This is a genomic window from Chitinophaga terrae (ex Kim and Jung 2007), from assembly GCF_900107795.1.
Lineage (GTDB): Bacteria > Bacteroidota > Bacteroidia > Chitinophagales > Chitinophagaceae > Chitinophaga > Chitinophaga terrae.
Window position 1 is genome coordinate 20,047 of the sequence record NZ_FNRL01000022.1, and the last position, 22,936, is coordinate 42,982.

Consider the following 22,936-nt stretch of genomic DNA (forward strand, 5'->3'; position numbering starts at 1 on the left):
AATGAACGTCTCATTGCCCTTTTTTATTTATTCAGTTAATCTCCTTTCCCCAACTTCATTTTCACTTTTCCATCCTTATCACTCACGGCATGAAAATGAAGTATGATGCCTTTCCTGCTTCTTCGTCTCTTTTCTTCCTTGTCTGTTATAGCAGAATCTTTTGCCGGGTTGCGCAATGGTACGTCCAGTTTTATGTCTGTTCCGCCATTCAGGCCATATACGCCGTTCAGGTCTATATTCACGGCGCTGGAAGCAATCCTCATTGGCGGTATAATGATCTTGTTTCCCTGCACCTGGAAAGTGCTGTTGAGATTTTCGAATGTGATACTGTCCAATCTTCTTTTCTTAAAAAAGAAATTGCCAATATCCGCTATCGGGTCAAAGTTCAGCAGCGCACCATTTTTCAGGCTGAAATTAAGATTGCCGTATAACGAGTGTTTAGCCAGGGAACCGTTATCCAGCATATTGCCTGTGAGGTTAGCCTTGGCCGTTACAATGCCTCTCAGGTTCTTTGAAGTTAAAGAGGATAATCCAAAATTATCGAAAGCGTAAAAGAGCTGGCTAATATTTACATTATTGATAGAAGTGTTCACCTTGAAGTTATTGTTATTTCCCTGCTGGTGAACGGTTCCTGTCAACTGCGCATTACCGCCTGCATGCCGCAAGGCTATCTGCCGCAATATGATGTCTGTGTTAGTCATATTTATACCAGCTTTTACCTGTTGCGCTTCAAACTTTTTATAAATTACCTTATCCAGCAGCACTTCCATGCTTACATTACTGGCCGCCAGCACCACATCCAATTGTTTCGAGATCCGGCTTGGATTGGCTTTATTCGCGCGTTTGGCGGCTTTCACGCTGCGGCGGGGGGCGAGGAAAGAAGTAAATTCATTCAGGTCTACTATCGGGCTTCGTATATTCCAGCTTATATCGATCTTATCCGGCGTGGTGAAATAGAGGTTCAGCAGGTTCTTTACTACTCCTGTCATTTGCAGGCTGCTCTTCTGTGTTTGCACCCTGGCATTTTGTACCAAAAGATCAGACCCGTTAAAGACCAGTGTAGCGTTTGTATGATGGAAATAAAGATTACGCGGTACATAAGTGAATGCGCCATCCTGCACCATTACGTTTCCCTGCAGCGATGAAGGCGTGTTATCATTTTTCATGAGCGGGCCGGTATAGAACAGGTCGGCGGTGGCATTGCCGCCTGTAAAATTAAGCGGGCTGCCCGAAGTAGAATCGCCCAGCTTGTCCAAAGGGAACTTCGACCTGAAATGCCCACGCAACAGGGGCTGTTTCAGGTTTACAACCCTGATGGTATCCGCATTCAGCGGAATGCCTTCCAGGCTGGCGGAGAGGCCAAGAATAGTGACCGCCGAGTTTTGATCCGTATGTCCATTTCCCGGCAATACCTGGTTATTGAACTTTCCCGTGAAACTGCAGTTCTCCCATGTTCCCAGCGCAGTTACCAGGTCGTTGCCTTTTGTTTGCCATTGCACCACCACATGCGGCGTATCCAGGTACTTCATATGACCTGCCAGTTCGGCCTGCGCATCTAACGGTTTGGTTAAGGTGATTGTGTTCAGCTTATTGCTGATGTTGGGCGATAACCAGGAAGATGCATCTTTCAGCAGCACCTGTTTTACGTTGAAATGCAACACGAATGGTGGCGGTTTTTCGCTGAAGTTGAACTCTCCATCCATTGTTACTGGTATGTTGTCGATCTCGATAGGTTGAGACGGGATCTTCAGTATCCTGGTATGTTTATTAAATACGACAGAAATATTCAGTTCGAGGTATTTGTTTTTCAGGTAGCTGCCTTTCCGGGTATTGAATGCAAATTCTTTGGCCAGGATGCGGGTAGCGTTCATGTCGAAGTGCACGAGGCTATCGGCTACGTTCATTTTACCGTTTAGCTGTTCAATTGCCAGGTTAAACATTTTGAACTTCTGCTGGTTCTCGATCACGAAATTGACATTCCGGAAACTAAGCCTGCTGATATCCGCGTCTTTCGACTCTTTGTTCTTTTTCTGGCTGCCGGAGGATTTCAGGGCGTTGGTATTGGAATAACCGCTGGTATCGGTGAAGAGATAGATGGTACCGTCCTGCAACTGTATATCGCTTACATCAACGTGCTGGCGGAGCAGGGATAACGGGTTAACCCGTACGAAGATATAATCCAGGTTCAGGAGGCTGTGGCGGTGTGCGGCCCAGAGGCTATCCCGTATCTCCACATGCTTTAACCCTATTGAAACATTGGGGAAGCCTTTAAAGATGGAAGATTCCATATCGGCTACCGTGATAGTACCATTGATATGGTCATTTACTTTACCCGTTATCTGTTGGAGGAACTTGTCTTTGTTGGCGTGAATATACCAGGTTAGGCCCAACGATAATAACAGCAGTAGCAGAACAAGGGAGGCAAGGGTGATTAAAGTGATCTTGAGCCATTTTTGCATGCGGTAAAGGTTTAAACGTATAAACGTATAACAGTTGATCTGTTAAACAGTTCACCATCCCATAAAAACCATTCCTATGCCACAAATTGTAACAGCCGCCCCGCTGATTGCCGCCATATATCGTTCAGTGGCTGCGGGTTTCATTAAAGAAAAGCCATAATAGCCTAATAATACCATTACTATCATGGTAAGTATGGTAAAAAAAGTAAATGTGGCTATCAGGGTAATAATACCCACAACGGATTGTTGGGCCGCCGGATAGAAAAGCAATGGCAAAAGCGGTTCTGAAGGCCCCATTACAAAGATGACGAAAAGTATCCAGGGCGTTACCTTGATACGTCGCTGCGGCGCCACATACGCCTCATTATGTCGATGCTGATACACATATACTTCCCCGTTGTCATAAACATCAAAGTGTTTATGCGGCCTGTTGGCAATCGCCCTGTAAATACCATAGACCAGGTAAAACACGCCCAGGATCAGCAAGGCCCATCCGGCTATTCCTCCCCTGATCTCTGTAATCCCACCAAACCGGGATAGTTGCCAGCCCAGGAACACCCCTATCATCCCTATAACGAGGGAGCTTAAAACGTGTCCGAGCCCGCAAAGGGCTGTCCATCCAATAGTTTTGGCAACCGACCATTTCCTCGTACGTGAAAAAACAATAAACGGCACATAATGATCGGGCCCCGATGCTGTATGCAAACAACTGATGGTAACCGCTGTAAGAATCAGGCTACTGTCTACAAGTGAAGCCATATTAAGTGTTTAAATCGTTAAAGATGTTGGCCAGGTCGTGCTGGCAGTTGAAAAGTTGTTCTCCTTTATGCCCCAGCAAACGAACCATGATCCCGTTTTCATGCACTACTGTAACGCCTCCGAGAACGCCCTCCTGCTGGTCAAGATAGGCTGCGATCCCCTCTGTTACCTTTGCCCACTGCCTGGCCGGCCTGGTATCAAAACAAATGAGGCTTGCCTGGTGCGTATAATCTTCCATCCAGCCCAGTGTCGCCAGGTTCATATTTTCCGGCTCCATCAGCAGATGGTCTCTCAACACCAGTTTGCTATGCAGGTAAACTTCCGTCAGGTTTCTCAGTTTTTTAAACCGGAAGATCTCCCCGTTCAGTTTTCTCCCGCAGGTCACTATTTCACCCCATATCAACCTGCAGTTTTCTGCCAGGTACAACTGCGTATGCCCGTTATAGATAGCATCATGATGGGGCACCAGCGGATGGGGCAAAAAAGTGAAAGAACTGCCGGCAGCCATATCAACCTTCATTTCCTGCCGGGCCCCGTTCTGCATGCTGAAAAGGCGTTGATAGGCCTGGGTTTTAAGTTGCAGTGAAGCGCCTGCCGTTACCTGTATATCGAGCCTGTAATGATCTCCGTCGAGCATGCCGGGCGAAGAACTCATCATCATCAGCCGCAATACCGGGTCTGTTCTTTCTTCCCTGACATTAGCCACTTTAAATGGGCGGGTACAATAGGCAGATTTAAGATAAGTGTTATCCGACCTTACCCCTGTGAGGATCTTCAACTCGCTGATCATCTCCATAGGTTAGGCTCTTCAACATCTTCCAGCAATGCCTCCCTTTTGATCCATCCTATAACGTCGTCCAGTCCTTTGCCGCTCATCAGGTCAGTAAATATAAAAGGCTGTCCTTTCCTCATCAGGCGGGCATCCCTCTCCATCACTCCCAGATCGGCGTGTACATACGGCGCCAGGTCTATTTTGTTGATGACAAGAAGATTTGACCTGGTAATACCGGGTCCTCCTTTCCGGGGAATTTTGTCGCCTTCCGCCACGTCGATAACGAAGATCGTGACATCCGCCAGATCTGGACTGAAGGTTGCCGAGAGGTTATCGCCCCCGCTTTCAATAAATATCAGTTCGATGCCCGGGAACCTCTTTGCCATTTCTTCCACTGCTTCCAGGTTCATACTGGCATCTTCGCGGATAGCCGTATGCGGGCAACCGCCGGTTTCCACGCCCATGATCCTTTCCGGCGGGAGGAGGCTGTTCTTTGTCAGGAACTCCGCATCTTCCCTGGTATAAATATCATTAGTGATCACCGCCAGGTTGTAATCAGCGGCCATTTTCCGGGTGAGCCGCTCTATCAGCGCTGTTTTGCCTGAACCAACGGGTCCGGCAATCCCAATTTTTACATATTCACGTGTGCTCATTTACGTTATTGCGTTTTTTAAGAGATCAAGACATATACAGGCGACTGTAAAGCCGCTCGTGCTGCATGCAGCGGATATCGAAACCGCCGGTGCAAAGCCCCAGCTTTTCCATATCCGGTTGCAGGGTAGCTGTACTTAACTGCTGTATCAGCGGTTGCAATTCAAAAAGCAGGTCCTGGCCTTCCATTTGTCCCAGGGGCACCAGTTTTACGCTGTTAGTGACCATACCGGCTGCAGCGTTATAATAAAACGCCTGTAATGCAGCCGGCAGCGGGATAGATAACAGCGACGCATATACGCCGAATGCGATGCAGTAATGAGGCGAGCCGGCCTCCTGTTCATAGGTTTCCATAAAAGAAGACGGATGGCGTCGGGAAAAGATCCTTGCCAGCCGGGTTCCCAGTTTCAGGCTGGCTTCCCTGATCTCCCTGGGCACTTTGGTTGCGGTACAGCAGTGATGCCATTCCAGCAACTCCGCTATCGATCTTTTTTCGGTGGCCGCATATCCCAGGCTCATAAAAGCGGCATCGTTGTATTGCAGGTTATGTTGCAGCATGTTCCTTACGAACTCGCCGGCTGAACGGGCATCTTTTACAATGCCCTGTTGCACGAAGGTTTCCAGGCCGGCAGAATGCGTATAGCCGCCTATCGGCAGCGTACTGTCGGCCAGGTGTAAAAGACTTCCCAGGTAGTGGTGTTGTTCCATATTCTAACGGGATGCAAGGTCAAGGATCTTTTCAAAAAAGGAAGGACCGTTGTTGCCGTGTCCATGTGGCTGTACATTGGTCCGCAACATATTCTTCAAATGCCTTTTCTCCCTGGTTACGTTGTAGCCTGCCGCCTGCAGCCAACGGAACAATGGCTCGTCGGCGGGGATGAGCAGCTCCTCTCCTTCCAGGAATAAAGGCAGATGCTTATTTCCTATTTCATAACATACCTGCGCCATTTCAGCCATGGTAGCTGGTCGGATCACTATAGTATCGCAGGGCAGTATCTCAACGGCTATCGTGATTGCTTCATCCCTGTACAGGATATCATGATGTTTCAGTTGTTGCCCTTCCCTGGTCAGTTTCAGGGCTATTTCCCGGCCCCCCAGGGTCTTTTTCCTTTGTATCTTCCTGGTGGTTTCGAACCATTCCAGTTGCAACCAGTCGATATGCCCGCTTGGGGAAGCTTCGTCAAGGTTGCCGATACGTTCTCTGATCAACATGCCGATGATGGTTTAAAATAAAAAATACCTCTGCGCCATCGCTACTTCCTTTAACGGCTCACAACTGATCTTCTCTCCATCTACCTTCACTTCATACGTTTCCGGGTTGACTGTGATATCCGGTGTTTTATCGTTATGAACCAGGTCGCGCTTTGAAATATTCCTGCAATTCTTTACAGCGATTAATTCTTTTTGCAACCCGTAGGCCTCCTTTATTCCGCGCTCTAACGATAACGCAGATACGAATAAAACGCTGGTATTGGTTACCGCTTTGCCATGAGCCCCGAACATGTGCCGGTAGATCACCGGCTGCGGAGTTGGGATGCTGGCGTTAGGGTCTCCCATCCTGCTGGAGTTGATCATTCCGCCCTTGATGATGATCTCCGGTTTAACACCGAAGAAAGCAGGTTTCCAGAGCACCAGGTCGGCCATTTTGCCCGGCTCTATGGAACCTACGTGCGAGGAAATGCCGTGTGCAATGGCAGGATTGATGGTATACTTGGCTACATACCTCTTAACACGGAAGTTGTCGTTATCGTGTCCTTTATCTTCCGGCAGCGCGCCGCGCTGTTTTTTCATCTTATCTGCCGTTTGCCAGGTGCGTATAACTACCTCGCCTATACGTCCCATGGCCTGGGAGTCGGAGCTCATGATGCTGAACACCCCCATATCGTGCAGGATATCTTCTGCTGCTATGGTTTCGGGCCTGATCCTCGAATCTGCGAACGCTACGTCTTCCGGTACCTGTTTATCGAGATGATGGCAAACCATTAGCATATCCAGGTGTTCATCTATGGTGTTTACCGTATATGGGCGGGTTGGATTGGTAGAAGCAGGAAGTACATTCGGGAAAGAAGCAGCCCGTATGATGTCGGGAGCATGGCCGCCGCCGGCGCCTTCCGTATGAAAGGTATGGATCACCCGTCCGTTGATGGCTGCCAGGGTATCTTCCAGGAAGCCTGCTTCGTTCAGGGTATCGGTATGAATGGCGATCTGGACATCCAGTTCGTCGGCCACTTTGAGCGATGCATCAATAACGGCCGGAGTAGCGCCCCAGTCTTCATGTATTTTCAGCCCTAACGCACCGGCGGCGATCTGTTCTACCAAAGGCGCTGTAGTGGCGCAGTTGCCTTTTCCGAAAAAGCCGAGGTTCATTGGGTATGCTTCAGCAGCCTGCAACATTTTCTGCAGGTTCCAGGCTCCGGGCGTTACCGTAGTAGCGCTGGTTCCGTCTGCCGGCCCGGTGCCGCCGCCAATCATGGTGGTAATTCCGCTGAACAGGGCATGATCGATCTGCTGAGGGCAGATGAAATGGATATGCGTATCTATTCCGCCTGCGGTCGCGATCAGGTTAGCGCCGTTATGTATCTCAGTGGATGCACCGATGATCAGGTCAGGGTGTACGCCATCCATGGTATCAGGGTTTCCTGCCTGGCCAACAGCGACAATCTTTCCGTCTTTAATCCCTATATCTCCTTTTACGATGCCCCAGTGATCGATGACGATCACGTTGGTGATAACAAAATCCAGCACCCCTTCGCTTCTCAGCGCGGTAGCTGATTGGGCCATTCCATCCCTTACACTTTTTCCCCCGCCAAATTTGCTTTCATCCCCGTAATAATTATAGTCCTTTTCGATCTCGATAACCAGGTCTGTATCTGCCAGCCGTACACGGTCGCCCACTGTGGGGCCGAACATGCTCACGTATTTGGATCTTTTAATTCGAAGGCTCATAGGTCTGTAGATTTAAAGTTCAATAATGCTGCCTTTTCCAATGCGGCGGTTCTGACAATAGGATCTGTTGTATCGCCATTTACCAGGTTGTTGATGCCGATCACTTTCCTGTTTCCGCCCAGTTCTACCAGCTCCACTTCTTTTTCCTCTCCCGGTTCGAAACGAACAGCGTTACCTGAGGGAATGTTCAAGCGCATACCTAAAGCCGCTTCACGGGGGAATTTCATTTGTTTATTGACTTCAAAAAAATGGCAATGTGAGCCGATCTGCACAGGACGGTCGCCTGTATTGACCACACTGATCTTAATAGTTTTCCTGCCGGCGTTGGCGATGATATCGTCCGCCTTCAAAAAATATTCTCCGGGGATCATGTTATATGGATTAAACTGTTAGCGAATAGGATCATGAACGGTCACCAGTTTGGTACCATCCGGGAAAGTAGCTTCTATCTGTACTTCATGGATCATTTCAGGGATGCCTTCCATCACGTCTTCGCGGGTAAGAATGGTTGCGCCATACTGCATGAGTTCAGCCACTGTTTTACCATCGCGGGCCGCTTCCATGAGGCGGCTGCTGATCAGTGCAATCGCTTCCGGATAGTTCAGGCGCAGGCCTCGGGCCTTTCGTTTTTCGGCCAGTTCACCGGCCAGGTGTAATAATAGTTTCTCGGTTTCCCGGGGAGTCAGGTGCATATAAAAGATTGTTGTTGTAAAATAATACCGGGAAGATCGGAGGTGTATGTGGTTGGTCCGCAAAGGGACTATGCGAGGCAAAGAAGCATAAGACTTTTGTACGAATGCTTTAAGCGGTGTTAAATTAAGAAGGGAAGATCATAAGAAAAAATTTTTCTTGTGATCTTCCCTTCCTGCTATTTGGCAGAGAATCGTTTCTGGATGGTCGCCAGCTCTGAAGTGGAAAGTGTGGAAGTTTTTTTCAGCACTTCAAGGAAATGTTCAATTTCGTCGGGGGTGCTCGGACAGCCAACATTTGCTTTGCGGCCATCGGGGCCCGTTTTGCGGCTGTCTGCCAGCAGCTGACCTTTGCTGTCTGTTACATACCAGAAAGGAATGCCATCGCCGCCGCCATGAGCTTTAAGAAGTTCCTCGCCGCCTGGATTTTCCAATACTTTTTTGTCTCCGTGTTCCATTACATCAATATGCCTGATAACATATTGTTTGTCGAACAAGGCTTTGCAGGAAGCGTCATTCATGGCGGTATCCATTTTATGGCACCAGCCGCACCAGGAAGCATGGAAAATGATGAATATATTCTTATGTTCTTTAGCTGCGGTGGTCTTTGCTTCAGCGATGATCTGGGCGGCGCTTGGTTGTTTTTGCGCTTGGGCGGCAGCTCCGGCCAGGAGCAGTGCCAGCAGGAAACGGTTGAACAATTTCATGATTGGTTGGGTTTAGTCAAAAAAAGAAAGAGAGCAAAGGTTTTATTCCTTTGCTCTCAATATACTAAAGATCTGTATGGGTTGTTCCCCGGGGAACTTCCTTTATTAATCATCTAATTTCAATACTGCCAGGAATGCTTCCTGGGGCACTTCCACGTTACCTATCTGGCGCATACGTTTCTTACCTTCTTTCTGCTTTTCCAGGAGTTTGCGTTTACGGGAGATATCGCCGCCATAACATTTAGCGGTAACGTCTTTACGCATTGCACTGATGTTTTCGCGGGCAACGATCTTAGCGCCGATGGCAGCCTGGATAGCGATAAGGAACTGCTGACGAGGCAACAGGTCTTTCAGTTTCTCGCACAACTTGCGGCCGAAGTCCTGTGCCCTGCTACGGTGAATAAGGGCGCTGAGGGCATCCACTTTATCGCCGTTCAGGAGTATATCCATTTTTACGATGTCGCTGTCGCGGAAGCCGATAGGCGTATAGTCGAACGACGCATAACCTTTGGTCTGGCTTTTCAGTTTATCATAGAAATCAAATACGATCTCTGTCAGCGGCAATTCGAAGATCAGCTCTACTCTGGTTGTTGTCAGGTAGCTTTGATTCAGGAGGATACCGCGTTTGCCGAGGCAGAGCGTCATGATATTGCCGATAAATTCCGGCTTGGTGATGATCTGTGCACGGATAAACGGTTCTTCGATCCTGTCGAGTTTTGTAGGATCCGGCATTTCGCTCGGGTTGTTCACTGTTACTATGCCATCGCGGGTTGTATGTGCAATGAACCCTACGTTCGGAACGGTAGTGATCACCGTTTGATTGAACTCTCTTTCCAGTCGTTCCTGGATGATCTCCATGTGCAGCATTCCAAGGAAGCCGCAACGGAAACCGAAACCTAATGCCTGTGATGTTTCAATTTCGTAGGTCAGGGAGGCATCGTTCAGCTGCAGTTTATCCATGCAGTCTCTCAATTCCTCGAAATCCTCTGTTACTACCGGGAAAATACCGGCAAATACCATTGGTTTTACTTCCTGGAACCCGTTGATACCTTCAGGTGAAGGGTTATTAGAAAGGGTGATGGTGTCACCCACTTTTACTTCTTTTGCGCTTTTGATACCGGTGATAATATACCCTACGTCGCCCGTCTTCACTTCTTTACGGGGTTCGAGGCCTAATTTCAGGATACCTACTTCATCGGCTTCGTATTCTTCTCCTGTATTGATAAAACGGATCTTGTCCCCTTTTTTGATGGTACCGTTGAAAACGCGGAAGTATGCAATGATACCGCGGAAAGAGTTGAATACGCTGTCGAAGATCAGGGCCTGCAAAGGAGCTTCGTTGCTGCCTTCAGGAGCCGGGATACGGGATACGATCGCTTCCAGTATCTCTTCTATACCGATACCGGTTTTGCCGGAGGCCAGCAGGATCTCTTCTTCTTTTACACCTATCAGGTCTATGATCTGGTCTTTTACTTCCTCGATCATAGCGCCGGGCATGTCAATTTTGTTGATCACCGGGATTATTTCCAGGTCGTTATCCAGCGCCAGGTAGAGGTTGGAGATGGTCTGCGCCTGGATACCCTGGGCTGCATCCACTAAGAGCAGGGCGCCTTCACAAGCTGCCAGGGCACGGGATACTTCGTAAGAGAAGTCAACGTGTCCGGGCGTGTCAATAAGGTTAAAAATATATTTTTCACCGTTCCTTGCAGTGTAATCCATTTGGATAGCATGGCTCTTGATGGTGATACCTTTTTCTCTTTCAAGGTCCATGTCATCCAGTACCTGGGCCTGCATATCGCGGTCAGATATAGTCTTCGTAAATTCAAGTAAACGATCGGCCAGGGTGCTTTTACCATGGTCAATATGGGCAATGATACAAAAATTGCGAATATTCTTCATATGATGTTTTGCTGATCCTTTGGTACCTCTTTACGCACCATTCAGCCCGCAAAGGTATTGAAATTAGTTCATAGTTAAAGCGTTTGTTGAATATGTTTTAGGCAGTTCCCAGGGTACGAAGGCCTATCTTTTTTTGATATATTAACTTTTAATCCTCAACTTTATAGAGATAGCCTATCGTATTACCACGTAAATTATACACCATGGAACTGGTTAAAGCATTTGAACAGGCGGTAGCCGACAGTAAAACCCTTTCGGAAAAACCATCCAACGACGTTTTATTGCAACTTTATTCATTGTACAAACAGGGCACTACGGGAGATGTAGACACAGACCCGCCGGCCAACCCCTTCGATTTTGTAGCGAAAGCGAAATACGAGGCCTGGGCCGGACTGAAAGGCAAATCCAAAGAAGCCGCCATGCAGGAATATATTGACCTGGTAAAAAGCCTTAAAGGATAAAAGACCCGCAGACGGATAACGATGAATAATAAAAATCGTTATCCATCTGCCCGTAAAAACGTACTTTTGAGGTATGATACCGTCATTTACAATTAGCGAAAGATCACAGCATTATCTTGGACTGGAAGCGCAATATGGAGCCCACAACTACCATCCATTACCAGTAGTATTAGAAAGAGGAGAAGGCGTTTTTTTATGGGATGTTGATGGTAAAAGATATTACGATTTTTTATCCGGATATTCGGCCGTGAACCAGGGTCACTGTCATCCCCGCATCATTGCCTCCCTTATAGAACAGGCAAAGCGGCTCACCCTTACTTCACGTGCATTTTATAATAATCTTTTAGGCGAATACGAGCAGTTTATCACCGGGTATTTCGGGTACGACAAAGTATTGCCTATGAACACCGGCGTGGAAGCAGTGGAAACCGCGCTGAAACTTTGCCGGCACTGGGCTTACCTGGTAAAGGGCGTTCCGGAAAATGCGGCAAAGATCATCGTTTGTTCCAACAACTTCCACGGACGCACGCTGAACGTTATTTCATTCAGCACTGACCCTACTGCCCGCAAGAACTTCGGCCCTTACATGGCCGGTTATGAAGTTATTCCTTACAATAACCTCACGGCGCTGGAACAGGCGTTGCAGGATAAGAATGTAGCCGGTTTCCTGGTAGAGCCGATACAGGGAGAAGCCGGCGTAGTAGTACCTGACGAAGGTTATCTTTCCAAAGCTTACCAGTATTGCAAAGATGCCAACGTACTGTTCATCGCAGATGAAATACAGACCGGCCTGGCCAGAACAGGTAAAATGCTGGCCTGCGACCATGAAAACGTAAGACCCGATATCCTGATACTTGGCAAAGCCTTATCCGGCGGCACCTTGCCCATCAGCGCCGTACTGGCCGACGATGAGATCATGCTTACCATCAAACCCGGCGAACATGGCTCCACCTACGGCGGCAACCCGCTTGCCTGCAAAGTGGCCATCACTTCCCTTCAGGTATTGAAAGACGAGAAAATGGCGGAAAATGCAGTGGCCATGGGCCAGTTGCTGAGAGATGGCATCACAGCCATTCAATCGCCCTATCTTTCTATCGTAAGAGGAAAAGGACTGCTGAATGCCATCGTTATCAAACATACCGACCCGGAAGCAGCATGGGACCTGTGCCTCACTTTAAAGGAAAATGGACTGTTAGCCAAGCCAACGCACGGAGATAAGATCCGTTTTGCACCGCCGCTGACCATCACTGCTGCACAGGTAAACGACTGTGTAGCCATCATTCAAAAGAGCCTTGAACAAGCTTTTAGCTAAGCTGCCTTTAGTTGTATGTCTATCACCCACAAAGCCATCCGCAGCTCCGGCTGGAAAACCGATTTCCTGATCGGCTTTCCGGACGGATTACTGCTGCTATTCTTTGCCACCCAGGTTATCCAGCTATGGCCCCTGGATGTGCAAACATTCTATAACATTCATCTCGGTATCTGGCTCGCAGGCGCACTGCTGGTGCTTTACAGCGCTTACCAGGCCAATAAGGGCGATGCGCAACACGACAGCGCCCTATTATCCGATGATGAAAGAAAAAAACTTCAGCACCTGGAAATCAACCAGCAAACGATCAGTCATATTGAGTCGGAAATGAAGAAAGACGCCGCCTCCTGGGAACAGATACTGCAACAGGAAAACGTACAGGAATCTTTCTTCAGCAAAGGCAGGGCTATCAGCAGCGCCATATTTACCAGCTTGTTTTTTATCCTGGGCGGAGCATTGTCTTTTGCTCCCTACCTCGCCAACGAAAACTTTAACGCCGCCTCCCAAACCAGTACTTTACTGGTATTCCTGGGACTGACCGTGTTTAGTTTCATGAAAGCGAAGATCACCGCACAACGGGTGCTGCCTATTATCCTACGTAACTTCGCGATTGGGGCAGGCATCGTTATCTGCGTGTGGCTCCTCCACAAAATCCTCGCGTAGTGGTTGCACGCAGAGGAGTTGCACGCAAAGGGGCATAAGAAGCAAAGAGCGCAAAGATTTTTGTTTTAAGAAAAATAAGAAAGCAAAGAAGGGAAGATTGTGTTATTTGTTATATAACATAATCTTCCCTTCTTTGCTTCTTAAAGTCCGCTTCGGTCCAAAAAATCTTTGCGCTCTTTGCTTCTTATGCCCCTTTGCGTGCAACTCCTTTGCGTGCTACCTTCGGGGAGGGGGTGGCATTTTGGTGAACAGGACGCAGGTGAAGGCGACCAATGCGGCGATAAACGAGAGATACAAAGCCCAGCCGGTTGTAGGGCACTGGCCCATTTCGCAGCGGGCGTAGAGCATCATATTTCTGAAGGTCCAGGCTACCAGGAAACCTGAAACAAACAGGTTAGCGATAGCCAGCCAGCGGTTCCGCAGGAAGAACAGGATAATTGCCAGTACTGATAAAATGATACTTAGTTTGCCTGGCTCGCCATAATTGGAGCCTGCCCCGTTTACGCCTGTAAATACCAGGTTCCGGCTCTCGATCGTAGCCCACGGAAAAAAAGCACATACTATTACCAGCGCTGCAGCCAGTATACCTGTTAAAGCCGTTCTAGACATCTTAAACATTTAATTTAGGAATGCGAAAGTACAACAATAACGATTACTTCCCTCCCGGTTCGCAATGGCTTTTCAGGTAGTTGGTGTATAAAGTTGACAGGTGAGCGGAGGTCCCCTCTCCTTCCGAGATGCTGTGAGTACGGTTCGGATAAGACATAAACTGGAATTGTTTATTGTATTTAATCAGCTCGTTCAGCAGCATTTCCGCGTTTTGATAATGCACATTATCGTCACCGGTTCCGTGGATGTAGAGCAGGTTGCCCTGCAGGTTTTTAGCGTATGAAACCGGCGATCCTTTTACGAAATCCTCCCTGTTCTCTTGTGGCAGCCCCATATAGCGCTCCTGGTAAATGTTATCATAAGTCAGCTGGTTGCCTACTGCGGCCACTGCGATGCCTGTTTTATAGATCTCAGGATATTGGAAAAGGAGGTTAAGGGTCATAGAACCGCCGCCACTCCAGCCCCAGACCGCTACCCTTTCAGGGTCCATGTAAGCATGTTGTTTCAGCAGTTCTTTTGTTGCCATAGCCTGGTCGCGGGCGTTGATTATGCCTACTTTGCGGTAGATGGATTTACGCCACTGCCTTCCTTTTGGCAGAGGCGTGCCGCGATTGTCCATAGATATATAGATGTAGCCATCTTCGTCCATATTACCGCGGTATAAGAAATTGTGCCCCGCGCCATAGCTGTCTGTTGCTGTAGCTGCAGCAGGCTCGCCATACACGTAAAAGACAACCGGATATTTTTTCTGCGGGGAGAAATTCAGCGGCAGTTTCATCCAGCCATCCATCTGCACGCCGTCTGCCGTGGTTACGCTAAAGAATTTCGCAGGATTCGGCGTTTCAGCCGCTTCTTTTAAAGCCTGTGCCACACGGTTATCAAAGCTTTTGTGAGCCGGCAGCTGTACCACTTCTGCAACCGGATAAGTATATGAATTATTAAACTCGTGTATGGCCAGGCCGCTGTAAGGCGAGATCCGGTAATCATGCACTCCTGGCTGATCTGCCGGGGTAACGCGGGTTGCCTTGCCCCCTTTGAGCGGAACCTTGTAGAGGTATTGCTGGGTTGCATTTTCAGGAGAAGCCAGTATGTAGATAACATTATTGGCTTCATCTATCTTCTTAATATTGATCACATCATAATTGCCGGGCGTGAGCAAGGTAGCCTTGCCATCGGCGAGATCAATACTGTACAGGTGCCGCCAGCCATCCTGTTCACTCACCCAGATGAATCCTTTGCCTTTGCCTGTAAAATCCCATCCGGCGATATTATCATCATCCCATCTTGATTTCACATCGATCCAGGCGCTGTCTTTTTCCTGGTATAAGGTAGTCACTGCGCCTGATACAGCATCGCAAACCATGATCTTACTTTCATTCTGTTTCCTGTTCAATTGTTGTATGATCAAAGAGCGTTTGCCGGGAATCCATTCCATTCTTGGAATATAATGCTGTTGCTGATCGCCCGGTACCTTCATCCACGTTGTGTTTGCGGAGCTGACATCTACCACGCCTATACGGCATGCGCTCGGGCTTTCGCCTGCTTTCGGATACTCCACCGGCACAGTAAAAGAATAGATAGAGTCGGTGTTATCGATCATTAAAAAGTCGCGGATCTTTGTTGCATCTATCTGCCAGTAAGCGATGCTTTTACTGTCTTCACTCCAGCGGAAACCGTCCCTGCATCCGAATTCTTCTTCGTACGCCCAGTCAAATGTTCCGTTGATCAACCTGCGGCTGCCGTCTTTTGTCAGTTGTTTAACGCCTCCGTTTACAAGGTCTTCCACGAAGATGTTATGTTCGCTGACATACGCTGCTTTTGTTCCGTCGGGCGAAATTTTTGCAAACATCAGGGAAGCTGAAGGTCTGTCAGCGCCCAGCTGTTGCAGCTTTCCGGATGAAAGGTCCAGTACCCAGTAATCGCCTCTTGTTTCGTAACGCCATACTTTTTGTGAATTGGTATAGAGCAGTACTTTCTTTTCATCGGCAGAAAAAGTAAAATCTTTCAGCGGCAGGTTATTGTATGCACTGGCAGCGATCTTCGTTACGGGCTGCCCACCTGTTAAAGATACGGCTGCAATCCCCGAATCATCCACGCGGTAGTAGCCTTTTCCATCTGCAGTCCATTTCGTGCCTTTACCTGGCTGAGCGAATAACGACAATCCGGTCCAGGTGATAAATACAATTAGTAGGGTTAGTTTTCTCATTTTCTTATTGCAAATAATTTGCAATGGTAGCCAATTTATCAAAGAAAATAATGAACAATTCATGAACGGTAATGTTAACAGCCGTAAATAATATTTTATGAACGGTTATAAAATCACCCTTTAGTTTGAATAAATCAATTATAAATTTTCTAATTTTATGCCTGAATATGAAAATACCTGGTGATAACCAACGGGTTACACATTAATATCATCCTAAGAAAAACCATTTCTATGATTCAGATCACCTTATCTTATAAGAACCGTGAGTACATTCAATTTGAAGACAGTTCACTGGCACAGATAGCAGAGATAACCAGGAAATTGTTATCAGCTTTATTGGAAGACATCTATGATCGGGTGATGCAGGAAGCGGGTCGGTTCCTTATTTATTTAGATCATCATCCGAAGATCGAAGTAGAAGGATTCAGCAACGATCTGCGCAAACAGATAGAACGTACGCTGAGAGGAGAATCGCCGTTCGAGAATTGATTTATACAAATTCGCTTTCCGGGAAGTAAAGTATCCTTACCTTAGTTTTAAAATCAGTAAGGAGAATGCATCTCACCTTTGTTCAGGCACTTGAATTATGCGGAACCATTGCATTTGCAGTTTCAGGCGCAACAGCCGCCATTAATAAGTCGTACGATCTTATAGGGCTGCTGAGTCTTTCCTTTATCACCGCTATCGGGGGCGGAACCATCAGGGACCTGCTGATTGGCGCAACGCCTGTGGCCTGGATGACAAATGAATTGAGCAACTCAGCGATCCTTATAGCGGCTATTATTGCGGCGTTGTTCTTTTCTTACATAAAAAAACTGGTACGCCTTCTCAGCACCTTTGATGCGATCGGCTTAGGCATGTTCACTATTACGGGTATCAATAAAGGTATGGCCGTAGGGCTTCCCTTGCCTATTTGCGTAGCATTGGGAGTGATCACCGGAACATTCGGAGGCTTGCTGAGAGATGTGATCTGCGGTGAGCAACCTATCCTGTTCACCCGCGAAATATACGCCGCTGCCTCTATTGCCGGCGGAACGCTGTACCTGCTTACCGGCCACTATACCGGTTTATCCGGCGACGTGGCGCAGAGTATATCCATTGCCGTTATAGTAGCCATCCGGCTTTTCAGTTTGCATTTCAACTGGCAGCTGCCAAGGCTGCGAGGCTAAGTATCAGACCCGCGGATACCCATATGAAAGTTTATAAAACCAAAATCGTTGAACCTGTTTTTTGATTAATTTAGGAACATGATGGCATTATTCGATAATTATTTCGCTTTCGCTACCACCGTGTTTATGGGATTGCTCGCAATTGTGAACCCCATTTCCGCTATCCCTGTTTTCCTGGAGCTGACCTCGAACATGGACAAAAAGGGCAAGCGGAACATCGCAACCAAATCTGTGCTGGTCGCCTTTTGTATTATCCTCATTTTTAGCGTGGCCGGCAAACTGATCTTCCATGTGTTCGGTATTACCCTGGCGGCATTAAGGGTTACTGGCGGCATCCTTGTTTTTGTTGTGGGCTATGAAATGGTGCGCGGCGACGGTAACAAAGCAGCCAGCTCCAAACTTGGCTCCCAACCCGTAAAAGCCGATCAGGGAATCAGCGTTGCCATCACTCCTCTCGCAATGCCCTTCCTCGCAGGACCGGGTACCATTGCCACCGCCATGAGTTATTCTGCAGCCAAAGATCTTATTCACCTGGGAATAGTAATTGCGGTGTACGCAGTTATCTGCTATGGCAGCTTCCTGCTTTTTTTAGCCGGCGAAAGGATCGTCAAGATCATTGGCACCAATGTCATGATGGTTATTACTAAAATGATGGGGTTAATCCTGGCTGTAATTGGCGTTCAGCTTATTGCGCAGGGAGTCAGGGAACTTTTAAATTTTTAGGCTTTTTTTTCAGAACAATTTGAAATTGTTTCGTGTTAATATGTGAAAGTAACGTTCTGAAATAAGACACGAACACAGATCATAACCCGGATTGCCATTACTGTCGTAGCAGGAGAAGCTATGATACCGAGACAGACAACAATCCAAAAAACTCTATCCTGTTAACATTTAAAATAAATATTAACACGTAATACGTGACGGAATTTGTATTGCCTATACACAAGATTTTTTTTAGTTGAACAACAGGTAAATCCGTTATTGATTACTAGGTGGATGTTATTTGTTCTCTTTTTTTAATCGGAACATAAAGAAATCAATATAGACGGAACAGTTAGCAGAAAAGCCGCCCCGAATCTTCGGGACGGCCTTTTTTATTTCTCCTTGCTACGCTTTTCATCTGCTTTTTCCTTCGGCGTGTATTCCCGTTCGTCGTAGCCTTCCTGGACGTTATTTCCATCAACATCCCAGGTCTTTTTGTTCCCTTTTTTTGCCGGAGCCAGCGATCCGTTCCTGCGTTTGGTGGCTTCCTGTTCCCGGATCTCTTCCGGCGTAAATTTTTTCTGTCCCATACTGCCTTTTTTCAATAGCTTCAGCAAAAAGACTGCCGGACGGAATCAGCTTAGGGTACTTTTATCCCTTCTTTGATCTCATCATTTGCCTGCATCACCACTTTGTCGCCGGCATGCAGCTGCCCGAATACCTCCGTTGAATCGTTGTGGTGATTTCCTTCTTCCACATCTACCCAATGCGTATAATGATCTTTTACTACGATCACATATTTACGTTCGGTAGATGTTACCACGGCGCTGGATGGCACCAGCAAGGCCTGGGCGGAACCTTTAAGGGGCAACACCACTTCCGCATACATTCCTGCCTTCAACACCCTGTCGGGATTTTCCACATCAATTTCCACGGCTTCTGAGCGGTACCGGTCGTTCAATGTTCCGGCCTGCCTCGTGATCTTCCCTGTAAAAGTTTTGCCTCTCAGTGCATTTACTTCAAAAGAAACGGTTGCACTCTCTGCCAGCTGGGCGCTGTACATTTCGGGTACCTGTAATACAAGACGAAGTTTATCTTCCTGTTCCAGCAATAACATCGGCTTATCGTCGACCTTCGTGTCCGGACCTACCAATGCGCCCGGGTGGATGTTACGCTCGGTGATCACCCCGTCAAACGGCGCCGTAACGGTGAGGTAGCTAAGGTTCACTTCCTGGGCTTTAAAAGTGGCTTTTTCACTGTTCATCAAAGCGCTGTCTGCCAGCATCCGCGCACGGCTGAGTTCGAGGTCGTGCGGCGAAATGGTACCGGGTTCGGCGCTGGTTGCCAGGGTCCGCTCGTAATTATCCTTGCTGGAAGCAAACATAGCGGTAGCCTGGATATATTTGGATTGTGCGGCATAGTACTGTTGCGTTACTTCCGGCGCTTCGAGAACCAACAACACCTGGCCTTTTTTTACCTTGCTGCCCCTGTCTACCATTATCTTCTGTACAAAGCCATTGATACGAGGGTATATGCTCACTTTCTGGTAAGCCGCCAGCGAAGCCGGCAAACGGATGCTTCCACCCAATGGCCGTTGCACTACTTTTGCAAGTTCCAGGCTGGTTTCCACGTTCTTCTTTTTCTTTTTTTCCGGCGCGGCAGCAGAATTGCAGGCAGCGACTGCTGAAGCCACAAGAAAGGCGTTTATGATTATTTTAAATGACTTCATTTTCTAATTTATTTATTTTAATAATAGGTTCAGATGGCATTAAAGAAGGAGAAGTATAAGAAGCTTTGCGCTGCATCAGTGCATATACCAACGGAAGTACCAGCAATGCTGCCAACGTGGAAGCGATCAATCCCCCGATCACCGCTCTTCCAAGAGGCGCTGTCTGATCGCCCGCTTCTCCAAGCCCGCTTGCCATGGGGATCATACCAGCGATCATGGCCAGGCTGGTCATCAGAATAGGCCTTAACCTGATACCTGCGCTTACCACTGCGGCTTTATAGGGATCTTCATACTCCAACCTGAGTTTTTCCGCATTGGTTACTATCAGGATGGCATTGGCTACCGACACCCCGGTAGACATGATCATACCCATATATGATTGCAGGTTTAACGTGGCCCCGGTAAGCAGCAAGGCAATTAAAGCCCCGGCAATTACGGCCGGGATCGTGGTTAACACCACCAGCGAAAGTTTGAACGACTGGTAATTGGCCGCCAGCAGCAGGAAGATCACGATAACAGCCACCAGCAAACCTCCCTGCAGGCTATCCAGCGTTTCTACCAGCAAACTGGAAGCGCCTTTCAGTTCTGCTACCAACCCTTTAGGCGGATCGCCCAATTCATGGATCGCGGCCTGCACAGCAGTTGTTGCGGCGCCAAGGTCTTTATCCCTGATATTGGCACTAACAGTAACGAACCTACGCGGTCCTACCCTGTCGTATTCTCCCGGCATCTCCGTCAGGCGAAAAGTAGCAATATCCGCCAGTACAGGCCTCGATTGACCTTTCACCAGCGGGATCTCTTTCAGGTCGTTGATCGCCGTCATGCTGTATTCCGGAACCTGGACCTGTACCTGGTAAGTGTAAGCTACCTTTTCATCCAGCCACTGGTTCTTTTCCGTAAAACGGCTCGATGAAGTAGAAGCGGTAACAGACCTGGCAACCTGGTAGATATTCAATCCCATCTGCGCCAGTTTCAACCTGTCGATATCGATACTGATCACAGGGAAATGCAATGGCTGGGCAATCTGTACATCGCGCAGGAATGGTATATCCTGCAGGGCTTTAACCAGCTTGTTCGCATACCCTGATATCTGCTTCATATCCTTGCCTGCAACCCTTACTTCTATTGGGGTTGAAGCGCCCTGGCTCATGATCTTTTCCGTGAGGTCTATAGGCTCAAAAGAAATTCTCATATCCGGGATCTTTTTGCGTATCGCTTCTCTTAACTGGTCTTTCAGTTGTTCTATGTTGACTTTATAGTCTTCATCCAGGTTGACCTGCAAAACTGCTTCGTGCGTACCGCTGTTGAAGATATACAGGTTGCTTGTTCCGTAGCTGCTGGGAATAAGACCAACGTAGGCGGAGGAAATAGCCACATGACCATCTACTGTACTGTCTACGATCTTCAACACTTCGTGCAATCCCGCTTCTGTTCTTTCCAGCCTGGTGCCGTCGGGCATCCGCAAACGCAACTGGAACTGCCCTGCATTCACATGGGGCATCAGGTCTTTCCCGATGTAGAAATAACAGGCGCCGGCCAGCGCAATGCCGCCCAACAGGTAAACGGCTACCACCCAGCCTGCCCGTTTCATTCCGCCTTGCAGGAGGCGCATAAAGCCCAGCTTGAACTTTTCAAATCCTCTTACCTCATGATGTTGTTCATATTCCAGGTGTTCATCCACTTCTTCCACTTCCTGTTTGTCTAACGCCAGCCCGGCATGGCTATGCTTTGTTTCTCCCAGCCACCAGTTTGCAATTACCGGCACCAGTGTTTGCGCGGCGAAATAAGAAGCGATCATTGCGAAGCCTATAGACAACGATAACGGGAGGAACATGGCCTTGGGCACACCGTTCATGATAAAGGAAGGCGCAAAAACCGCGAGGATGCAGAGCAGGATCAGTAATAACGGGAAGGATATTTCCGCGCAGGCATCATAGATCGCCCGACGTTTATTCTTCCCCATTTCCATATGCTGGTGAATATTCTCGATCGTTACCGTAGCCTGGTCTACCAGGATACCGATGGCCAGCGCAAGGCCGCTCAACGTCATGATGTTGATGGTCTGACCGGCAAGCTTCAATCCCATTACCGCGCAAAGCACCGCTACGGGGATCGTAACCACTACTACCAGGCAACTGCGCAGATCCCTCAGGAACAGGAGCACCATCAGGCCTGTGAGCAACGCTCCCAGGATCCCTTCTGTTACAAGGCTTTTTACGGCATTGATCACGAACACCGATTGATCAAACTCATAAGAGATCTTTACATCATCCGGCAATAAACTTTGCATTTCGGGGATCTTCGATTTCAGCGTCTTCACTACATCCCAGGTTGAGGCATCTGCTGTTTTAACAATGGGAATGTATACCGATCTTTTTCCGTTCACTAACGCGTAATCGACCGTTACGTCGGCAGCATCTGAAACCCTGGCCACATCACGGATAAAAACCGTATTGTTGCCGTTTGTAACGATGGGTATTTCACCGAAATCAGATACCTGTTTCTCCAGCGAATTGATAGTGGTCACATACATGGTGTTGTTGATCCTGATATTGCCGGAGGGCGTCATTACGTTGTTCTTTGCAATGGCTTCTACTACTTCATCGGCGCTGAGATTGAAGCTGCGCAGTTTCTGCGGATCAACGTTCACTACCACCGATCTTGAGTTGGCTCCGAAAGGCGGAGGAGCCGAAAGCCCCGGCACCGATGCAAACATAGGCCTGATACGTGTTGCAGCGAGGTCGTATATTTCTTTCAGCGATTTGGTAGGGCTGCTGAACACCAGCTCTCCTACCGGCAACGAAGATGCGTCGAAACGCATTACCTGCGGCGGTAATGCACCCGGCGGGAAGAACTTCATTGCCCTGTTAACCTGTAACGCTACCTGTGCGGAGGCTTCCGCCATATCGGTATTCTCGTAGAAGGTAAGTTTCAGTAACGTAAGCCCCTGGATGTTCTTGGTAGAAATGCTTTTTACCCCGTTCACATACAGGAACTGGTCCTGCAAGCGGGTGGCAAAGAAACCTTCCATTTGCTGGGGCGACATCCCTCCATACGGTTCAATTACGTATATGGTTGGCAGGTTGAGTTTGGGAAAGATGTCGATAGGTATTTTAAATATCGAGAGCACAGAGAAAAGCAGCAGCCCGCCTGTTATTACAATAACGGCGATCGGCTTCTTTAGTGCAGAAGAAACTAGAGACATA

The 22,936-nt window shown here is 48.1% G+C and carries 22 protein-coding genes; 6 read left to right on the forward strand and 16 right to left on the reverse strand.

Annotated elements, in window-relative coordinates; all coding sequences use genetic code 11:
• Positions 1–35 precede the first annotated feature (35 nt).
• The 11 genes from BLV62_RS20245 to lepA form a co-directional block, all read right to left on the reverse strand.
• Positions 36–2,459, reverse strand: a complete 2,424-nt coding sequence (locus BLV62_RS20245) for an AsmA family protein (RefSeq protein ID WP_089763747.1) — start codon at positions 2,457–2,459, stop codon at positions 36–38.
• A gap of 51 nt (positions 2,460–2,510) precedes the next feature.
• Entirely contained in the window at positions 2,511–3,218 is a 708-nt protein-coding gene (locus BLV62_RS20250) for a hypothetical protein (RefSeq protein ID WP_089763748.1), read from the reverse strand.
• A gap of 1 nt (position 3,219) precedes the next feature.
• Complete coding sequence (locus BLV62_RS20255; protein WP_168927926.1) at positions 3,220–4,008, reverse strand: urease accessory protein UreD; 789 nt, start codon at positions 4,006–4,008, stop codon at positions 3,220–3,222.
• A complete protein-coding gene (ureG, locus tag BLV62_RS20260; RefSeq protein ID WP_089763750.1) occupies positions 4,005–4,643 on the reverse strand; it encodes an urease accessory protein UreG in 639 nt (212 codons plus the stop codon). The genes BLV62_RS20255 and ureG overlap by 4 nt, the downstream gene beginning before the upstream one ends.
• Before the next feature lie 25 nt (positions 4,644–4,668).
• Positions 4,669–5,349, reverse strand: a complete 681-nt coding sequence (locus BLV62_RS20265) for an urease accessory protein UreF (RefSeq protein WP_089763751.1) — start codon at positions 5,347–5,349, stop codon at positions 4,669–4,671.
• Positions 5,350–5,352: 3 nt separating this feature from the next.
• Positions 5,353–5,853 (reverse strand): urease accessory protein UreE, encoded by a 501-nt coding sequence (gene ureE / locus BLV62_RS20270; protein ID WP_089763752.1) that lies wholly within the window; start codon positions 5,851–5,853, stop codon positions 5,353–5,355.
• A 12-nt stretch (positions 5,854–5,865) separates the two neighbouring features.
• Positions 5,866–7,587, reverse strand: a complete 1,722-nt coding sequence (ureC, locus tag BLV62_RS20275) for an urease subunit alpha (RefSeq protein ID WP_089763753.1) — start codon at positions 7,585–7,587, stop codon at positions 5,866–5,868.
• Positions 7,584–7,958, reverse strand: a complete 375-nt coding sequence (gene ureB, locus BLV62_RS28820; RefSeq protein WP_089763754.1) for an urease subunit beta — start codon at positions 7,956–7,958, stop codon at positions 7,584–7,586. The genes ureC and ureB overlap by 4 nt, the downstream gene beginning before the upstream one ends.
• Before the next feature lie 18 nt (positions 7,959–7,976).
• Positions 7,977–8,279 (reverse strand): urease subunit gamma, encoded by a 303-nt coding sequence (ureA, locus tag BLV62_RS28825; RefSeq protein WP_089763755.1) that lies wholly within the window; start codon positions 8,277–8,279, stop codon positions 7,977–7,979.
• Between the two features lie 176 nt (positions 8,280–8,455).
• Positions 8,456–8,983: a thioredoxin family protein gene (locus tag BLV62_RS20290; RefSeq protein WP_089763756.1), complete on the reverse strand. Its 528-nt coding sequence runs from the start codon at positions 8,981–8,983 to the stop codon at positions 8,456–8,458.
• A 105-nt stretch (positions 8,984–9,088) separates the two neighbouring features.
• Entirely contained in the window at positions 9,089–10,882 is a 1,794-nt protein-coding gene (lepA, locus tag BLV62_RS20295) for a translation elongation factor 4 (RefSeq protein ID WP_089763757.1), read from the reverse strand.
• A gap of 203 nt (positions 10,883–11,085) precedes the next feature.
• Here lepA and BLV62_RS20300 point away from each other — a divergent pair, with 203 nt between their 5' ends.
• From BLV62_RS20300 to BLV62_RS20310, 3 genes are all read left to right on the forward strand, one after another.
• On the forward strand, positions 11,086–11,343 hold the full coding sequence (locus BLV62_RS20300) for an acyl-CoA-binding protein (RefSeq protein ID WP_089763758.1): 258 nt from the start codon (positions 11,086–11,088) through the stop codon (positions 11,341–11,343).
• A gap of 73 nt (positions 11,344–11,416) precedes the next feature.
• Positions 11,417–12,655, forward strand: coding sequence for an ornithine--oxo-acid transaminase (gene rocD, locus BLV62_RS20305; protein ID WP_089763759.1), 1,239 nt, complete (start codon positions 11,417–11,419; stop codon positions 12,653–12,655).
• A 15-nt stretch (positions 12,656–12,670) separates the two neighbouring features.
• Complete coding sequence (locus tag BLV62_RS20310; protein ID WP_089763760.1) at positions 12,671–13,315, forward strand: VIT1/CCC1 transporter family protein; 645 nt, start codon at positions 12,671–12,673, stop codon at positions 13,313–13,315.
• Between the two features lie 216 nt (positions 13,316–13,531).
• Here the strand turns inward: BLV62_RS20310 and BLV62_RS20315 are convergent, their stop codons facing one another.
• Both BLV62_RS20315 and BLV62_RS20320 read right to left on the reverse strand, forming a co-directional pair.
• The gene (locus BLV62_RS20315) at positions 13,532–13,924 is read right to left on the reverse strand and encodes a hypothetical protein (RefSeq protein ID WP_139170319.1); all 393 of its coding nucleotides are present in this window, start codon (positions 13,922–13,924) and stop codon (positions 13,532–13,534) included.
• A gap of 43 nt (positions 13,925–13,967) precedes the next feature.
• Positions 13,968–16,130: a S9 family peptidase gene (locus BLV62_RS20320; protein ID WP_089763762.1), complete on the reverse strand. Its 2,163-nt coding sequence runs from the start codon at positions 16,128–16,130 to the stop codon at positions 13,968–13,970.
• Positions 16,131–16,361: 231 nt separating this feature from the next.
• On the opposite strand from BLV62_RS20320, the gene BLV62_RS20325 reads away from it, so the two are divergent.
• The 3 genes from BLV62_RS20325 to BLV62_RS20335 all read left to right on the forward strand — a co-directional run bounded on the left by BLV62_RS20325 (position 16,362) and on the right by BLV62_RS20335 (position 18,022).
• On the forward strand, positions 16,362–16,619 hold the full coding sequence (locus BLV62_RS20325) for a hypothetical protein (RefSeq protein ID WP_089763763.1): 258 nt from the start codon (positions 16,362–16,364) through the stop codon (positions 16,617–16,619).
• Between the two features lie 65 nt (positions 16,620–16,684).
• Complete coding sequence (locus tag BLV62_RS20330) at positions 16,685–17,299, forward strand: trimeric intracellular cation channel family protein (protein ID WP_089763764.1); 615 nt, start codon at positions 16,685–16,687, stop codon at positions 17,297–17,299.
• Positions 17,300–17,377: 78 nt separating this feature from the next.
• Positions 17,378–18,022 carry a MarC family protein gene (locus tag BLV62_RS20335; RefSeq protein WP_211117886.1) on the forward strand — a complete coding sequence of 215 codons (645 nt, stop codon included), beginning with the start codon at positions 17,378–17,380 and terminating at the stop codon, positions 18,020–18,022.
• 371 nt (positions 18,023–18,393) lie between these two features.
• Here BLV62_RS20335 and BLV62_RS20340 read toward each other — a convergent pair whose 3' ends face one another.
• The 3 genes from BLV62_RS20340 to BLV62_RS20350 are packed head-to-tail and all read right to left on the reverse strand — an operon-like array spanning position 18,394 to position 22,935.
• A complete protein-coding gene (locus BLV62_RS20340; RefSeq protein WP_089763765.1) occupies positions 18,394–18,591 on the reverse strand; it encodes a hypothetical protein in 198 nt (65 codons plus the stop codon).
• 50 nt (positions 18,592–18,641) lie between these two features.
• Positions 18,642–19,694, reverse strand: coding sequence for an efflux RND transporter periplasmic adaptor subunit (locus tag BLV62_RS20345; RefSeq protein ID WP_168927925.1), 1,053 nt, complete (start codon positions 19,692–19,694; stop codon positions 18,642–18,644).
• Positions 19,695–19,716: 22 nt separating this feature from the next.
• Complete coding sequence (locus BLV62_RS20350; RefSeq protein WP_089763767.1) at positions 19,717–22,935, reverse strand: efflux RND transporter permease subunit; 3,219 nt, start codon at positions 22,933–22,935, stop codon at positions 19,717–19,719.
• Position 22,936: the final 1 nt, after the last annotated feature.

Bases quoted from the DNA above. Each gene is read 5' to 3' on its own strand.
- BLV62_RS20245 (WP_089763747.1), bottom strand. From the start codon at position 2,459: ATGCAAAAATGGCTCAAGATCACTTTAATCACCCTTGCCTCCCTTGTT.
- BLV62_RS20250 (WP_089763748.1), bottom strand. From the start codon at position 3,218: ATGGCTTCACTTGTAGACAGTAGCCTGATTCTTACAGCGGTTACCATC.
- BLV62_RS20255 (WP_168927926.1), bottom strand. From the start codon at position 4,008: ATGATCAGCGAGTTGAAGATCCTCACAGGGGTAAGGTCGGATAACACT.
- ureG (WP_089763750.1), bottom strand. From the start codon at position 4,643: ATGAGCACACGTGAATATGTAAAAATTGGGATTGCCGGACCCGTTGGT.
- BLV62_RS20265 (WP_089763751.1), bottom strand. From the start codon at position 5,349: ATGGAACAACACCACTACCTGGGAAGTCTTTTACACCTGGCCGACAGT.
- ureE (WP_089763752.1), bottom strand. From the start codon at position 5,853: ATGTTGATCAGAGAACGTATCGGCAACCTTGACGAAGCTTCCCCAAGC.
- ureC (WP_089763753.1), bottom strand. From the start codon at position 7,587: ATGAGCCTTCGAATTAAAAGATCCAAATACGTGAGCATGTTCGGCCCC.
- ureB (WP_089763754.1), bottom strand. From the start codon at position 7,958: ATGATCCCCGGAGAATATTTTTTGAAGGCGGACGATATCATCGCCAAC.
- ureA (WP_089763755.1), bottom strand. From the start codon at position 8,279: ATGCACCTGACTCCCCGGGAAACCGAGAAACTATTATTACACCTGGCC.
- BLV62_RS20290 (WP_089763756.1), bottom strand. From the start codon at position 8,983: ATGAAATTGTTCAACCGTTTCCTGCTGGCACTGCTCCTGGCCGGAGCT.
- lepA (WP_089763757.1), bottom strand. From the start codon at position 10,882: ATGAAGAATATTCGCAATTTTTGTATCATTGCCCATATTGACCATGGT.
- BLV62_RS20300 (WP_089763758.1), top strand. From the start codon at position 11,086: ATGGAACTGGTTAAAGCATTTGAACAGGCGGTAGCCGACAGTAAAACC.
- rocD (WP_089763759.1), top strand. From the start codon at position 11,417: ATGATACCGTCATTTACAATTAGCGAAAGATCACAGCATTATCTTGGA.
- BLV62_RS20310 (WP_089763760.1), top strand. From the start codon at position 12,671: ATGTCTATCACCCACAAAGCCATCCGCAGCTCCGGCTGGAAAACCGAT.
- BLV62_RS20315 (WP_139170319.1), bottom strand. From the start codon at position 13,924: ATGTCTAGAACGGCTTTAACAGGTATACTGGCTGCAGCGCTGGTAATA.
- BLV62_RS20320 (WP_089763762.1), bottom strand. From the start codon at position 16,130: ATGAGAAAACTAACCCTACTAATTGTATTTATCACCTGGACCGGATTG.
- BLV62_RS20325 (WP_089763763.1), top strand. From the start codon at position 16,362: ATGATTCAGATCACCTTATCTTATAAGAACCGTGAGTACATTCAATTT.
- BLV62_RS20330 (WP_089763764.1), top strand. From the start codon at position 16,685: ATGCATCTCACCTTTGTTCAGGCACTTGAATTATGCGGAACCATTGCA.
- BLV62_RS20335 (WP_211117886.1), top strand. From the start codon at position 17,378: ATGATGGCATTATTCGATAATTATTTCGCTTTCGCTACCACCGTGTTT.
- BLV62_RS20340 (WP_089763765.1), bottom strand. From the start codon at position 18,591: ATGGGACAGAAAAAATTTACGCCGGAAGAGATCCGGGAACAGGAAGCC.
- BLV62_RS20350 (WP_089763767.1), bottom strand. From the start codon at position 22,935: ATGTCTCTAGTTTCTTCTGCACTAAAGAAGCCGATCGCCGTTATTGTA.